The 14,060-nt window shown below is 66.5% G+C and carries 11 protein-coding genes; 9 read left to right on the top strand and 2 right to left on the bottom strand.

From position 1 onward, the window contains the following. Window positions 1-25: 25 nt before the first annotated feature. Entirely contained in the window at window positions 26-880 is an 855-nt protein-coding gene (phnC, locus tag RALTA_RS21400; protein ID WP_012356019.1) for a phosphonate ABC transporter ATP-binding protein, read from the bottom strand. 212 nt (window positions 881-1,092) lie between these two features. Here phnC and ampC point away from each other — a divergent pair, with 212 nt between their 5' ends. The 3 genes from ampC (at window position 1,093) to RALTA_RS21415 (ending at window position 4,338) form a co-directional block, all read left to right on the top strand. Continuing rightward, window positions 1,093-2,262 carry a class C beta-lactamase gene (gene ampC / locus RALTA_RS21405; RefSeq protein ID WP_301332034.1) on the top strand — a complete coding sequence of 390 codons (1,170 nt, stop codon included), beginning with the start codon at window positions 1,093-1,095 and terminating at the stop codon, window positions 2,260-2,262. Window positions 2,263-2,436: 174 nt separating this feature from the next. After that, a complete protein-coding gene (gene copM, locus RALTA_RS21410; protein ID WP_012356022.1) occupies window positions 2,437-2,895 on the top strand; it encodes a CopM family metallochaperone in 459 nt (152 codons plus the stop codon). Window positions 2,896-2,949: 54 nt separating this feature from the next. Further along, the gene (locus RALTA_RS21415) at window positions 2,950-4,338 is read left to right on the top strand and encodes a YncE family protein (RefSeq protein ID WP_041232549.1); all 1,389 of its coding nucleotides are present in this window, start codon (window positions 2,950-2,952) and stop codon (window positions 4,336-4,338) included. A gap of 23 nt (window positions 4,339-4,361) precedes the next feature. Here the strand turns inward: RALTA_RS21415 and RALTA_RS21420 are convergent, their stop codons facing one another. Beyond that, window positions 4,362-6,401 (bottom strand): hypothetical protein, encoded by a 2,040-nt coding sequence (locus tag RALTA_RS21420; RefSeq protein ID WP_012356024.1) that lies wholly within the window; start codon window positions 6,399-6,401, stop codon window positions 4,362-4,364. 522 nt (window positions 6,402-6,923) lie between these two features. Here RALTA_RS21420 and RALTA_RS21425 point away from each other — a divergent pair. The 6 genes from RALTA_RS21425 to tcuB all read left to right on the top strand — a co-directional run bounded on the left by RALTA_RS21425 (window position 6,924) and on the right by tcuB (window position 14,017). Continuing rightward, the gene (locus RALTA_RS21425) at window positions 6,924-8,390 is read left to right on the top strand and encodes a cache domain-containing protein (RefSeq protein ID WP_240991197.1); all 1,467 of its coding nucleotides are present in this window, start codon (window positions 6,924-6,926) and stop codon (window positions 8,388-8,390) included. After that, complete coding sequence (locus RALTA_RS21430; protein WP_012356026.1) at window positions 8,387-9,058, top strand: response regulator; 672 nt, start codon at window positions 8,387-8,389, stop codon at window positions 9,056-9,058. Before RALTA_RS21425 ends, RALTA_RS21430 begins: the two co-directional genes overlap by 4 nt. A 224-nt stretch (window positions 9,059-9,282) precedes the next feature. Then, the gene (locus RALTA_RS21435; RefSeq protein ID WP_012356027.1) at window positions 9,283-10,731 is read left to right on the top strand and encodes an aminotransferase class V-fold PLP-dependent enzyme; all 1,449 of its coding nucleotides are present in this window, start codon (window positions 9,283-9,285) and stop codon (window positions 10,729-10,731) included. A gap of 34 nt (window positions 10,732-10,765) precedes the next feature. Further along, complete coding sequence (locus tag RALTA_RS21440) at window positions 10,766-11,227, top strand: RidA family protein (protein ID WP_012356028.1); 462 nt, start codon at window positions 10,766-10,768, stop codon at window positions 11,225-11,227. Between the two features lie 164 nt (window positions 11,228-11,391). Continuing rightward, entirely contained in the window at window positions 11,392-12,822 is a 1,431-nt protein-coding gene (gene tcuA / locus RALTA_RS21445) for an FAD-dependent tricarballylate dehydrogenase TcuA (protein ID WP_012356029.1), read from the top strand. Beyond that, a complete protein-coding gene (gene tcuB, locus RALTA_RS21450; protein ID WP_041232762.1) occupies window positions 12,806-14,017 on the top strand; it encodes a tricarballylate utilization 4Fe-4S protein TcuB in 1,212 nt (403 codons plus the stop codon). The genes tcuA and tcuB overlap by 17 nt, the downstream gene beginning before the upstream one ends. Window positions 14,018-14,060: the final 43 nt, after the last annotated feature.

Here is a 14,060-nt window from a genome sequence, read left to right on the forward strand (position 1 = left end):
GGGGGAACAAGTCTGAAGCGTCCGCTCAGGCGGCCGCCAGGTTCATCGTGACCAGCGCCGGCGCCGGCATGGGCACGGCCGCGGCATCGTCTTCAGCCACGGCATCGCGCAGCAGTTCATCGGCTTCGGTGCCGTAGAGGTCGCGCAGCATGGCCGGCGTCAGCGCCGCCGAGGGGCCGTCATAGACCACCTTGCCGTGGCGCAGCGCGATGACGCGGGGGCAGTAGCGCATGGCCACGTCCACCTGGTGCAGCGACACCACCACTGCCACCTTGCGGGTGCGGTTGATCTGCCTGAGCAGCGACATCACGCGGCGCGAGGATTCCGGATCGAGCGAGGCGATCGGCTCGTCGGCCAGGATCACGCTGGCGTTCTGCACCAGCGTCCGGGCGATGGCGGCGCGCTGCTGCTGGCCGCCCGACAGCGTGGAGGCCCGCTGAAAGGCATAGTCGTCTATACCAACTTGCGCAAGCGCATCGAGCCCGCTGCGGATTTCGTCGGCCTTGAACATGCGCAGCAACCCGCGCCACCTGGGTACGCGCGCCAGCATGCCGACCAGCACGTTGGTGATCACCGGCAGGCGTCCCACCAGGTTGAACTGCTGGAACACGAAACCGATCTCGCGCCGCACCTGGCGGACGTTGCCGGCCAGCCGGCCGTTGCGCTGCACGTGGCGGCCGTTGACCAGGATCTCGCCGGCGCCGGCGTCGCCGGTGACGAAGCCGGCCACGTGGCGCAGCAGCGTAGACTTGCCGGATCCGGACGCGCCCAGCAGGGCGACCATTTCGCCCGGTGCGACCTGCAGCGTGACATCGTCAAGCGCCTTGCGGTCCGCACGGAACGATTTGGTCAGCCCGCGGACTTCAATTGCGTGCGTCATGTCGTCTCCCCTGTGAATGACCTGCGCATTCTGGCGGGGGTGGATGACAGAACGATGACTGGCGGACCGATCCGCAACGGTGTTCGACCACCGGTTTGGGCCATCGAGGACGGGGAGCCGGTAAAGTCTCGCTTATTTCCCGCGCCGGCGGCGCTGCTTGCCGGCGCATCACGGTACAACGATTGGATATGAACAAGATTTTTCAAAAGGCAATGCCAGCCATTGCCGCCGCCGCGGCGCTGCTTTACGGCGCCGGTGCCCATGCCGCCGAGCGTGTCGATGCGGCCGCGCTCAAGCGCGTCGTCGACGCGGCGATCCAGCCGGTGATGCAGGCGCACGATGTGCCGGGCATGGCCGTGGCCGTCACCGCCGGCGGCAAGCAGTATGCCTTCCACTACGGCGTCGCGGCGAAAGCCGGCGGCCGCAAGGTGGATGCCGACACGCTGTTCGAGATTGGTTCGGTCAGCAAGACCTTCACCGCGACCCTGGCGGCGTATGCGCAGGCGCGCGGCGACCTGTCGCTGGCCGATAATGCAGCGAAATACCTGCCGCAACTCGCGGGCAGCAGCGTGGGCGCGACCAGCCTGCTGGACCTGGGCACCTATGCAGCCGGCGGGCTGCCGCTGCAGTTCCCGGAGGCCGTCACCGATACCGGCAAGATGGTCGACTATTTCCGCAACTGGCGTCCCCGCTTTGCCGCCGGGACCCACCGGCAATACTCGAACCCCAGCATCGGCCTGTTCGGCTACCTGGCGGCGCGCAGCATGGGGCAGCCGTTCGATGCGCTGATGGAAAAGATGCTGTTCCCTGCGCTTGGGCTGCGCAACACCTACATCACGGTGCCGAAGGCGCGCATGGGGGACTATGCCTATGGCTACGCGAAGGACGGCAAGCCGGTCCGCGTGACGCCGGGGGTGCTGGATGCCGAGGCCTACGGCGTCAAAACCACCGCGTCCGACATGATGCGCTTCGTCATGGCCAATATCGACAGCAGCGGGCTGGACGATACCCTGCAGCGCGCGCTGGCCACGACCCGCACCGGCTACTTCAAGGTCGGCGACATGGTCCAAGGGCTGGCGTGGGAAATGTACGCCTGGCCGGCGCAGCGCGACAGCGTCCTCGCCGGCAGCTCGCCGCAGGTGGTGTTCGAGGCCAACCCGGTGGCGCGGCTGGATCCGCCGCAGGCGGCGCGCAGCGGCATGCTGGTCAACAAGACCGGCTCGACCAATGGGTTCGGCACCTACGTTGCCTACGTGCCTTCGCAGCGCATTGGCATCGTGATGCTGGCAAACAAGAACTACCCGGTCGCGGAGCGCGTGAAGGCGGCGTTCAAGGTGCTGCAGTATCTGGACGGACAGCCGGTGGGGGAGGGCAAGCCTTGAAGGGGGGAGAAAAGCCGAAGGGATCGCCAGCGACATCGCAATGCAGTGCCGTAATGCCTGGAAGCACCAAAAATTTTCGTCAGTGACGGAATAGTCCAGACACCTCAGGTGTATACGCAGGAAACCATCCCGACCCAGGCCCACGCCAGTCCGTGGCCAACCGGAGACCCCGCGATGCAACGAAGTTCCTCATCTCATGGCGCCCGCACCGCGGTGCACGCGTTGGCGGCACTGTGCCTGTCGGCCGCGAGCCTGGCCGCGCCGGCCGAGAACGCGCACCAGCACCCGGGCCAGGCGGCACCTCCGCCCTTCATCGCCAGCACCGCGAAACCCTATGCCGCCCTGATCGACGACGCCATGAACGTAATGCACCACGGCATGACGCAGGCCCCGACCAACGGCATCCCCGACCACGACTTCGTCGCCATGATGATTCCGCACCACCAGGGCGCGATCGACATGGCCAAGGCGCTGCTGCTGTACGGCAAGGATCCGGCGCTGCGCAACCTGGCCCAGGGCATCATCACCGAGCAGCAGAACGAGATTCGCCTGATGCAGGCGTGGCTGCTGCGCTACCAGGCCACGCTGCCGCAGTCCATGCCGCCCCAGCCGTCCCAATCCCAGCCGCGTTGACTGCCTGTGCCGGTCCTGCGCCCCATGCCACCCGTATCCCGCCCCGTAACTGCCATGTACAAAAGAACGCTTGCCGCCCTGGCCATTTCACTCGGCGCGCCGATCGCCGGCGCCGCCCCTCAACCGCAGGACCGCGTCTATACCGCGGACCAGAACAGCAACACCGTGTCGGTGATCGACCCCGCCGGCAACCGGTTGCTGGGACAGATCCGGCTGGGCAATGCGCGGCCCGACGTGCTGTCGCCGCTGTACAAGGGGGAGCTCAACGTGCACGGCCTTGGGTTCTCCCCGGACCACCGGACGCTGATCGCCATCTCCAATGGCTCCAACTCGGTCGCGTTTATCGATACCGCCACCAACCGGGTCAAGGGCATCGCCTATATCGGGCGCTCGCCGCATGAGGGCTTTTTCACTGCCGACGGAAAAGAGGTATGGGTGGTGGTGCGCGGCGAAGACTATATCTCCGTGATCGATCCCGCCACGTTCCGCGAGACCCGGCGCATCCCGACCACGGCCGGGCCCGGCATGGTGCTGTTCCACCCGGCGGGCAAGCTGGCTTTCGTCGTGTCCAGCTTCAATCCGGTGGTGGACGTGATCGACGTCAGGGCGCACAAGGTGGTGAAGCGGCTCGACGTGGCCAGTCCATTCTCGCCATTCCTGCAATTCTCGCCGGACTTCAGGGAAGTCTGGATGACGCACAAGGACGTGGGCAAGGTCACGCGTATCGATACCGAGAAGCTGGCAGTGAAGGGCGTGTTCGATACCGGCTTCATCACCAATCACCTGGCCTTTGCCCGTACCGCGCGCGGCACGCTGGCCTACGTGACAGTCGGCGGCGAGAACGTGGTGAAGGTGTTCACCACGGACGCCACGCCCACGCTGACCGCGACCATCCCTGTCGGCGCGCTGCCGCATGGCATCTGGGCCGCCGACGACGGCTCGCGCGTCTATGTCGGCCTGGAGAACGGCGACGCGGTCGATGTGATCGACACCGCGGAAAACCGCGTCATCGCGCGCGTACCGGTGGGCCAGGCGCCGCAGGCGCTGGTCTATGTCAGCAACGCCGTGCCCGGCGGCGCAGGCAGCGCCAACCTGGTGCCGAGCGCGAACACCGAGCCGCTCAACGTTGCGCTCAAGCCGGTCCGCGGCGATGCCAGGGGCTTCGTGGTGGCGCGCAACCTGGGCGTGGTCGACGCGCTGGAGGTGTCGCTGTTCAAGCTGAAGCCGGAAACGCAATACAGCATCTACGTGGGCGGGCAGAAGACGCCGGTGGCAAGCTTGCGGACCAATCCGGCCGGCATGGCCAACGGCACCGCGATCGGGCCGCTGCGAGAGGTGGTGCCGACGCTGTCGCCGCAGGCGCCGTCACCGGTGCAGCTGGTGGTGATGGAGGGGACCGCGGCGCCGGACCCGGCCAACGCGGTGCTGGTCAGCGCGCCGTAGGGTGCCGGCAAAGGGCCGGGCGCTCAAGGCACATTGCTCTGGGTGAAATCGAACGGCTTGCCGGCCACGTCATAGGCGCCGCCGAACTCGAAGGGCGCATTGCCCGACTTGCCAACGCCGATATGCAGCGCGGTATTGCCGCCTTGCAGGGCAATCGGCGCATAGCGGTAGTTCATCACCTGCCTGCCGGTGTAGTCCGTAATGGTGATGACGCTGGTCAGCAGCGGGTTCTGCTGGGTCTCGTCGACCGTGATGGGATCGACGATGCGCGAGTCCTGCAGCGTCTTCTCGACGGTCAGGCCCACCATGTCGACCAGCTGGACCTTCTGCGCGCCGCGAGATACCACCCACAGCCTGGTGTTGGAATTGCCCAGTCCCACGTTAACATGGTGCTTCATGCTGGTGGGGTTCTTGCCGACCTGCACGCTCGGCATCTCCTCGATCAGCCGGGGGTCCGGATTGCGGCCGGACTGCAGGCCGGCCACGGAGAACGCGCGGATCTTGCCTTCTTCCGTGGCCACCCAGGCGCGGCCGGGAATCGGCAGGATCGAGATCCTGACCGCCGTGGGCTTCTGCGGCAAGCGGATCGACTTGACGATGGTCGGCGCGAAATTGTCGACGGCAAATACGGGGGGCCACTGGGCATCGCCCAGGCCGGTGTTGGCCAGCGTCGATTGCAGCGCGGCGTGGCTGCTTTCGAAGTAGGCCCGGTTGACCTTGTCGAACAGCGGCTTCATGTCGAGGAAGATCACCTTTTTCTCGGACTTCGAGATCACCGCCGCGACGCCGGCCCGGGACACCAGCCTGCCGTTGATGCCCGTGCGCGTGAAGCTCTTCTGGTTGGCGCCGCTGGTGGCCGGGTTCACGTCGGTCATGGTCCGGCTGGCGCCGCGCCGGCCGACCGGGTCGATCAGCCAGCCTTGCGTGCTGTTGTCCTGCATCACGCCAAAATCCGTTACCGCGGAGATGTCCGTGGGCGCCACCATGCCGGGCAGGTCGATAAAGCCCAGCAGCTTGATAAAGACGAAGTTGGACATGTTGCGCAGGCCGGGGTAAAGGCCTGGCCATGAACCCGCGCTGGAATCATAGGGCCCGCCGACCTTGCTGCCATCGGCCAGGCTGCCCAGCGCCAGCACGGCTACCTGGCCCTTGAAGCTGGCGGTATCCCACACCGTGACCAGCGCGAATTCTGAATTGGTCGTGATCGCAATCGCCGTGGGCACCTTGCCCGCAGGCAATTTCACCGCCGCGGAGTGCGAGGCGGTATTGCTGCCGACCGAGGCAATCAACCCGTTCTGGAACGCGATCAACGCCTGGGCGCAGTCGTGTTCGCTGCAGCGTCCCATGGCAATCGGGCGCCTGGGCAATTCGCCGCCGTTGGCGGCAATGTGATTGTTCAGCTGGGGATCGGTCGCGACATGCCCGTAAACCCACGGCAGCTGCGGTTTCTCGGCGACCGTCCCGGCACTCAGGGCCAGCGTCAGCAGCGAGGTCACGCCAGGGTCCGAGGCCGCATCGCCGCGATAAATGACATCCCCCATATTGCTGCCGTAATCGTTGCGGGAACAATCCAGCTGGCCCAGCTGATAGATGACCTTCAGGCTGTAATCCAGCTCGGCCTTGGGGAATTCCTTCTGGTAGCACGCGTTGGCATGCGGATAGAAGGTCTTGTCGCCCGGCTGCCAGTGGGTGGGCGCCGACGCCACCGGCCGGGTATTGGCCGGGCCATAACGATAGGCGATGGCCTCGTCGCTGCTGTAGTCGGAGGCAATGGCCAGGTAGGCGTCCCGCACCAGCTTGCCGTCGGCATCCAGGATGTCGTCGAACCAGGGTCGCGGTGGTGCTGCCGGCGCTGGCGCCGGTCGTTCCGAGGGCAGCTGCGCGGGCACAGGCTTGGACGCAGCCGCCACGGATGCCGTCCCCGGCGGCAAGGGTGCCGCGGTGCGCCGGTCGGCCTCGCGCTCGCACCCGGCCGTTGCCAGCACGACCACGCAGACGGCGAACGTCAGGTTCACGGTCCGGCGCAAGGCAATGTGGTGCGATGGCAAGCGTTTCGCAGGCATGGGTCTTTATGCGGCGCGAAGGGAAATCGTGAGGGCGCGAACATCCGGCAAGGGGGACTTTGGCAGCTTTCGGGGCGCCACTTAGTACGCCAGCACATATTTCTGGTGCATTTCCTTGCGCGCCCGCGGTGCATGTCTGCATTGTTATCGGTAATCGCCCCAATCGACGTGCCAGCGCGCTGGCATCCTGCGCTGGCCGCTCCGGCACGCTGCTTGCTTTTTGCCACAAAACGACATAGGTTTCCTCATGCATATCGGTTGGACCCATCCGTTCACCGACTGCATCAGGGGTCGAGAAACCACCCGGCAAAGCGCGGCACCAGAACGCGCGTACGGGGCGGTTTCGATAAATCGGACTGGGAGGGAATCGATTTGTCGTGGCGGCGTGGGCATTCCGGCCAACGCCGCTTCGGTGTTGCGTCGGCGGCCATGCAGTCGGCCTGCCAGCCCGAGTATGACCGGCTCCCCTGTGCCTCCGCGATGATCCATCTGCCCCCGCGTGTGCAAAGCATGACGATCCGCATGAGAACGTTTGCCCTGTCGGCGGTCTTCATGCTGGTGGTGTTTCTGCTGGTGACCTGGATGGTTTCGTACCAGATGGTCAGCCATTCCCGGCAGGACCGTAAACAAGTCCAGGCCGTCTACGTGGCCAGCAAGGAAAAAGAGCTGCGCCACTACGTCGAACTCGGCCATGCCGCGCTGGTTCGCATCGCGCAAGGCAGCGGCGAGGAAGCTGCGCTGCAGCAACAGGTGCTCGCCGCGCTCTCGCGCATGCATTTTGGCAACGACGGCTATTTCTTTGTCTACGACCGCTTCGGCAACGTGCTGCTGAACCCGGGCAGCATGGGCATCGACGGGGTCGACTTCTGCGACCCCGCCGATACCGGCAGCGACCAGGCCAAAATGCTGATCAGCCAGGCCCACGCGGGCGGCGGCATTGTCCGATACAACTGGATCAAGCCGTCCTCGCGGGCCGAAGCGCCAAAGATGTCGTATGTGAGGACTGCCGACCAATGGGGATGGATCATCGGCGCTGGCCTCTACATGGACGACATCGAGCGCGAACTGGCGGCATTCGATGCCAACGCGTCGCGCACGCTGCGTGATACCCAGATGCGGCTGACGGCCTTCGCAATCGGTTCGGTCATGCTGATCAGCCTTGCCGGCCTGGCGTGGAACCTGCGCAACTCGCGCATCTCCCGCGAGAAACTGCGGCGCCTGGCGCGCCGCGTGGTGAGTTCGCAGGAAGAGGAACGGGCGCGCGTGGCACGCGAACTGCATGATGGCGTGGTGCAGGTGCTGGTGTCGTCCAAGTATCTGCTGGAAACAGCGCAGGTTCATCTGGAACAGGACGCCACGCAAGCGCTGCAGAAGAACCCGGCGCAGGAGCGCCCGCCATCGCGCGGCCACGCGCCGCAGGCGCTGCTGGCGCAGGGGCTGGGCCGCCTGCAGGAGGCTTTGGTAGAAATCCGCCGCGTCTCGCACGGCCTGCATCCGGCCTTGCTTGCCGACCTGGGACTGGCCGCCGCGCTGCGCATGCTGGTCGAGCAATTGCGCCCGCAGCGCGCCGTCGACCTGCGCTTCACCGAGCAAGGCGCCATCCCGGCGCTGTCGCAGGCCCAGCGGACCGCGTTGTTCCGGGTTGCGCAGGAGGCATTGAATAACGCCATGACGCACGCGCGGGCCGGCTGGGTCCAGGTCACGCTGGCCGGCAGCGCCCATCACGTCGCGCTGACGATCGCGGACAACGGCCAAGGCTTCGACCTGAACAAGGTCCGCGCCGACGGCAAGGGCGGCATCGGCCTGCGCAATATGCGCGAACGCATCGAAAGCCTGGAAGGCAGCGACTTTGCCGTGCATACCGGCCCCGACGGCACGCGTGTCGAGGCACGGCTGCGCCTGGCGCAGCCAGAGCCCGCCACACAAGCCAGGACCCGCGCCGCGCGCAGGCCTGGCCATCATTCCCCTGCAAGGAGACCTGCCGCATGACCGCCAACCTTCGTGTGCTGCTGGTCGATGACCATCCGTTCGTACTGGACGGCGTCCGCCTGCGCCTGGAGGCCACTGGCGAAATGACCGTGATAGGCCAGGCGGCGAGCGTGGAGGAAGCCATCGTCCTGGCCGGGCGGCATGCGCCCGACCTGGTGGTCTCGGACATCCACATGCCCGATGCCAACGGCCTGCAGCTTGCCGCGCGCTTTGCCGAACAATTTCCGTCCGTGCGCGTGATCGCGCTGTCGATGCACAAGGACCCGGAATACGTGCGGCGCGCCTTCGCCCTCGGCGTGGCGGCCTACGTCCTCAAGGAAGCGCCCGCGCACGAGCTGGTGACCGCGATCCGCACCGTCGCGGCCGGCGGCACTTACCTCAACGCCGAACTGCAGGCCTTCCTGCACACCGACGAACCGCCGCCGTCCTCACGCCGCGCGCTGACGCCGAAGGAGGCCACGGTGCTGAAGCTGCTGGCCGAGGGCCGCTCCAACAAGGAGATCGCCGAGCGGCTTGGCACTTCGGTGCGCACCGTCGAGACCCACCGCCTGCACCTGCGCCGCAAGCTCCGGGTTGGCGGCCGTGCCGAACTGGTGAAGTACGCGGTGCACTTCTCCGACCTGCATCCCATCGAGCTGGCCGACGCGGCGCTGGCCGCGGACTGCTGATTGCCCCGGACCCGTGCGATGTGTCCATGCCTGGTGCGGTGGCACCGGGGCAGGGCGGTGGTGCGCACCATCATTGGGGCGCGAAACACGCTCTCTGTATTACTGCGTAGGGGAAAGTCGTGCTGCTGTCGCGGCCGTTGTTTGCGTAGACTTTTTTCGAAGAACAGGCGCCAGGCAAGCGGATCTGCCAGTGCGCCGGTCGTCGGACACAACGGGAGAGCATCATGGACGAGCTGAAGCAAAAGCAGAGAGCGGCTGTCGCGACACCACCGCATGCGGAAGAACTGGCGACGTGGACGCCGAAACGGCGCGAATTCCTGCGCATGCTGGCCTACGGCGCTGGGTCGCTGGCGCTTGCGCCGCTGATCAGCGCGTGCTCCGACGACGCGTCGGCGGCTTCGTCCGACCTGCGCTCGCAGCTGGCACAGGATGAAGCCTTCTGGAACGAGGTCCAGGGCATGTTCGTGCTCAAGCCCGAGAAGGTCTACATGAACATCGGCACTGGCGGCTCGATGCCGAAGGTGGTGCTCGATGTCTTCAGCCAGGAGAACCTGGCCAAGGCCGCCGACTCTTCCAGCGGCTATGGCAACCTTGCAGACCTGCGCGCGGCCGTGGCCAAGGGCTTCGGCGTCGACGGCGACGAAGTAGCGTTCTCCGGCAATACGTCGTCGGGCATGTGCCACGCCATCCTCGGCATCAAGTGGGAGCCGGGCGATGTGGTGGTCACTACCAACCACGAGCACGGCGGTGGCCTGACCCCGCTCAGTATCGCGGTGGACCGCTACGGCATCGAGATCTCGACCATTGCGCTGCCGGTCGGCAACAACCAGACCGCCAGCACCTATGTCCAGCTGTTCGACGAGCGCATCCGCGCGCTGAAGGGGCAGGGCAAGCGGGTACGCGCGATGATGTGGTCGTCGCCCACCTACAAGACCGGCACCATGCTGCCGATTGCAGACCTGATGCAGGTGGTGAAGACCCATGGCCTGATCAGCATCGTCGACGGCGCCCACCTGCCTGGCATGATGGCGTACGACTACGGCGCGCTGGGCATGGACTTTATGTCCGGCGCCGGCCACAAGTGGCAGTGCGGCCCGGGTTCCACCGGCATCCTGGTGATCCGCAACAAGATGCGCCCGTCCAATCCGCTGCCGCTGCCGGAGTGGTATCCGATTCATACCAGCTCTTACGTCAGGCAGGCGCGCGGCGCCTACGACATCGCCGCCACGGTGACGTCCTGCGGCAGCCTGCACGTGCCGATGTTCCGGGCGCTGGCGCGCGCCTGCGAGATGTGGGACACCATCGGCAGGAAGAAGATCGAGACCTATGACCTGACCCTGTCCGCGTACCTGAAGGAGAAGATCGTCGAACGCTGGGGCGTCGAGTCGCTGTACTCGCCCAAGGACGATCCGAAACTGCTGTCCGCGCTGACCTGCTTCAATCCGTTCCGCAACCGCGACGATGCCATGAACCAGCAGAAGGCCACGATGTTCGTGAACCGCATGCTGAGCGACTTTGCGCCGGGCTTCGTGATCCGCTCGGTGAACTTCGAGGTCATCGGCGCGCCGGCCCAGCACTACGGCATTCGCATTTCCACGCACCTGTGGCACGACGCGAACGACATCGACCGGCTGGTGGAATCGATGTGGACCCTGTCCGGCGCCATGGCGTAGCCGGTCCCGCTTCACCACGACAAGAGTCAAGACCATGAAACGATCTGTCCCCCTGATTGCCGCGGCCCTTTGCGGCCTGGCCTCGCTGTCGGCCTGCGCCCAGCACGGCGGCACGCTGCGCGCCGTCGCATCGGCCGACGCCCCCAAGGCCATCGGCCCATACTCCCAGGCCATCCGCGCCGGCAACGTGCTGTATCTTGCCGGCCAGATCCCGATCCACCCCAAGACCGGCGAATTGCTCAAGGACGCCCCCATCGAGGCCCAGACCCGGCTGGTGCTGGACAACCTGAAGGCGGTGCTCGCGGCCGACGGCATGACGATGGCGGACGTGGTTTCCACCACGGTCTACATGAAGGACCTGAACGACTTCGCCAAGATGAACGAGGTCTACGGGACCTACTTCACCGGCGTTGCGCCAGCACGGGCGACGGTCCAGGTCGCGCGCCTGCCGCGCGACGTTGCCGTGGAGATCGGGGCGATCGCGGTCAAGCCCTGAGGGGGTTGGGGAAGGACGACGGCAGCGGGGTACGGTTTGGGCCGGCCCCGCTGTTGGCGTTTGGGCGCCCCAACCCTTCACAAAAACTGAACACGCCTTAATCGCCATCATCTTTCGTCTCCACCGGGCCTTGCTTACAGTCGGGCCCACAAGGAGATTCCCCCATGAAAGATGTGCTGGTGATCGGCGGCGGCAATGCCGCGCTGTGCGCCGCGTTGATGGCGCGCGAGGCGGGTGCGTCGGTGCTGCTGCTGGAGGGTTCGCCGCGCCAATGGCGCGGGGGCAATTCGCAGCACACCCGCAACTTGCGCTGCATGCATGAGGCGCCGCAGGATGTGCTGGTCGATGCCTACCCCGAAGAGGAATACTGGCAGGACCTGCTGAAGGTCACCGGTGGCGTCACCAACGAGCATCTGGCGCGCATGACGATCCGCGCGTCGTCGCGCTGCCGGGGATGGATGCGCCGGCACGGCGTGCATTTCCAGCCGCCGCTGTCGGGCGCGCTGCATGTGGCGCGCACCAATGCCTTCTTCATGGGCGGCGGCAAGGCGCTGGTCAATGCCTATTTCCGCAGTGCCGAGGCGCTTGGCGCCGAGATCCGCTACGACACGCCGGTGGTTGCCATCGAGCGCGATGGCGACCGCTTCGTCGCGGCCGTGACCGCGTCCTGCGAACGGATCGAGGCCAGGACCTGCGTGCTGGCCGCCGGCGGTTTCGAGTCGAACCGGGACTGGCTGCGCGAAGCCTGGGGCCAGAACGAACGCGGCGAGTGGCCGTCGGACAACTTCCTGATCCGGGGCACGCGTTTCAACCAGGGCGTGCTGCTGCGCCATATGATCGACGCAGGCGCCGATGCGATCGGCGATCCCACCCAGGCCCATATGGTGGCGATCGACGCCCGCGCGCCGCTCTATGACGGCGGCATCTGCACGCGGATCGACTGTGTCTCGCTCGGCGTGGTCGTCAATCGCGACGGCGAACGCTTCTACGACGAGGGCGAGGACTTCTGGCCCAAGCGATATGCCATCTGGGGGCGGCTGGTCGCGCAGCAACCGGGCCAGATCGGTTTCTCGATCATCGATCAGAAGGCCATCGGCCGCTTCATGCCGCCCGTGTTTCCGGGCACGCGTGCCGATACGCTCGACGAACTGGCGCGCAAGCTCGGCGTGCCCGAAACCACCTTCGTGCGCACCGTGCAGGAATTCAACGCCGCGTGCCGGCCTGGCACCTTCGACCACACGGTGCTGGACGACTGCGCCACCGCTGGCATTGCGCCGCCCAAGACGCACTGGGCACGGCCGCTCGACACGCCGCCCTACATCGGCTACGCGCTGCGCCCCGGCGTGACCTTCACTTACCTGGGCCTCAAGGTCAACGAGCGGGCGCAGGTCCACTTCGGCGGCAGGCCCAGCCCGAACCTGTTCGTCGCCGGCGAGATGATGGCCGGCAACGTGCTGGGCAAGGGCTATACCGCCGGCGTCGGCATGGCGATCGGCACGGCGTTCGGCCGCATCGCCGGCGCGGGTGCCGCCCGTGCCTGCGGCTTCCAACATCCCGATTTCGACATGGAGCAGTCCAATGCCATCGCTAGCTGAGCTGGTCGATCAGGCTCGTGCCGACGCGCAAGGCGTGGGCGGGGCGGAGCGACGCGTGATTCCGATCCATCCGGTCTTGCCACTGACGGCTGCCGAAGGGGAAGTCGCGCGCATCCTGCAGATCTGCAATGCCTGCCGCTATTGCGAAGGCTTCTGCGCGGTGTTCCCCGCCATGACGCGGCGGCTCGAGTTTGGCCGCGCCGACGTGCACTACATGGCCAACCTGTGCCACAACTGCGGGGCGTGCCTGCATGCCTGCCAGTACGCGCCGCCGCACGAGTTCGCCGTCAACGTCCCGGTGGCGATGGCCGAGGTCCGTGGCCAGACCTACCAGGACTATGCCTGGCCGCCGGCGCTCGGCGCGCTGTACCGGCGCAACGGCCTTGCCATGTCGCTGGCCCTGGCGCTCGGCCTGAGCTTGTTCCTGCTGCTGGCCGTGGCACTCAACGGTACGTTGTGGGGCGGCCCGGCCAGGGGTAATTTCTACGCGCTGTTCCCGCATCACCTGCTGGTGTCGATGTTTGCGCCGGTATTCGGGTTCGTCGTGCTGGCGCTGGCAATGGGCGTGCGCCGGTTCTGGCGTGAAGTCACCCCGGCGACCAGCGGCGAGCCAGTGAGCGCGCCGGCGGCGGCGGAAGCCGGGGCCGCGGTGCTGCGGCTGAAATACCTCGACGGCGGCCACGGTGCCGGCTGCAACAACGCCGACGACGCCTTCACGCTGTCGCGCCGGCGTTTCCATCACCTGACGTTCTACGGATTCCTGCTGTGCTTTGCCGCAACCGCCGTGGCGACGATCTATCACTATGCCTTCGGCTGGCACGCGCCATACGAACTGCCGAGCCTGCCCAAGGTGCTCGGTGCGCTCGGCGGCGTCAGCCTCGCGATTGGCACCGCGGGCCTGGGGTGGCTCAACCTGCAACGCCATCGCTTGCATCTGGCTCATGGCCAGCGGCAGATGGACCTGGGCTTCATCGCCTTGCTGTTCCTGACCGCCACCAGCGGCCTGGCATTGTGGCTGGGGCGCGGCACGCCGGCGCTGGCCATCCTCCTGTGCCTGCACCTGGGTGCCGTGATGGCGCTGTTCGCCACCATGCCCTACGGGAAATTTGCACACGGCGTGTTTCGCAGTGCCGCGCTGCTGCGCCATGCGGTGGAGAAACGCCGCCCGAACCCGATCGGGCTCGGCGCGGAGTGACCGGCCGCCCGCCGGCCGATCCCCACAGCTTTCCAGAACGACC

Source organism: Cupriavidus taiwanensis LMG 19424 (assembly GCF_000069785.1).
GTDB lineage: Bacteria > Pseudomonadota > Gammaproteobacteria > Burkholderiales > Burkholderiaceae > Cupriavidus > Cupriavidus taiwanensis.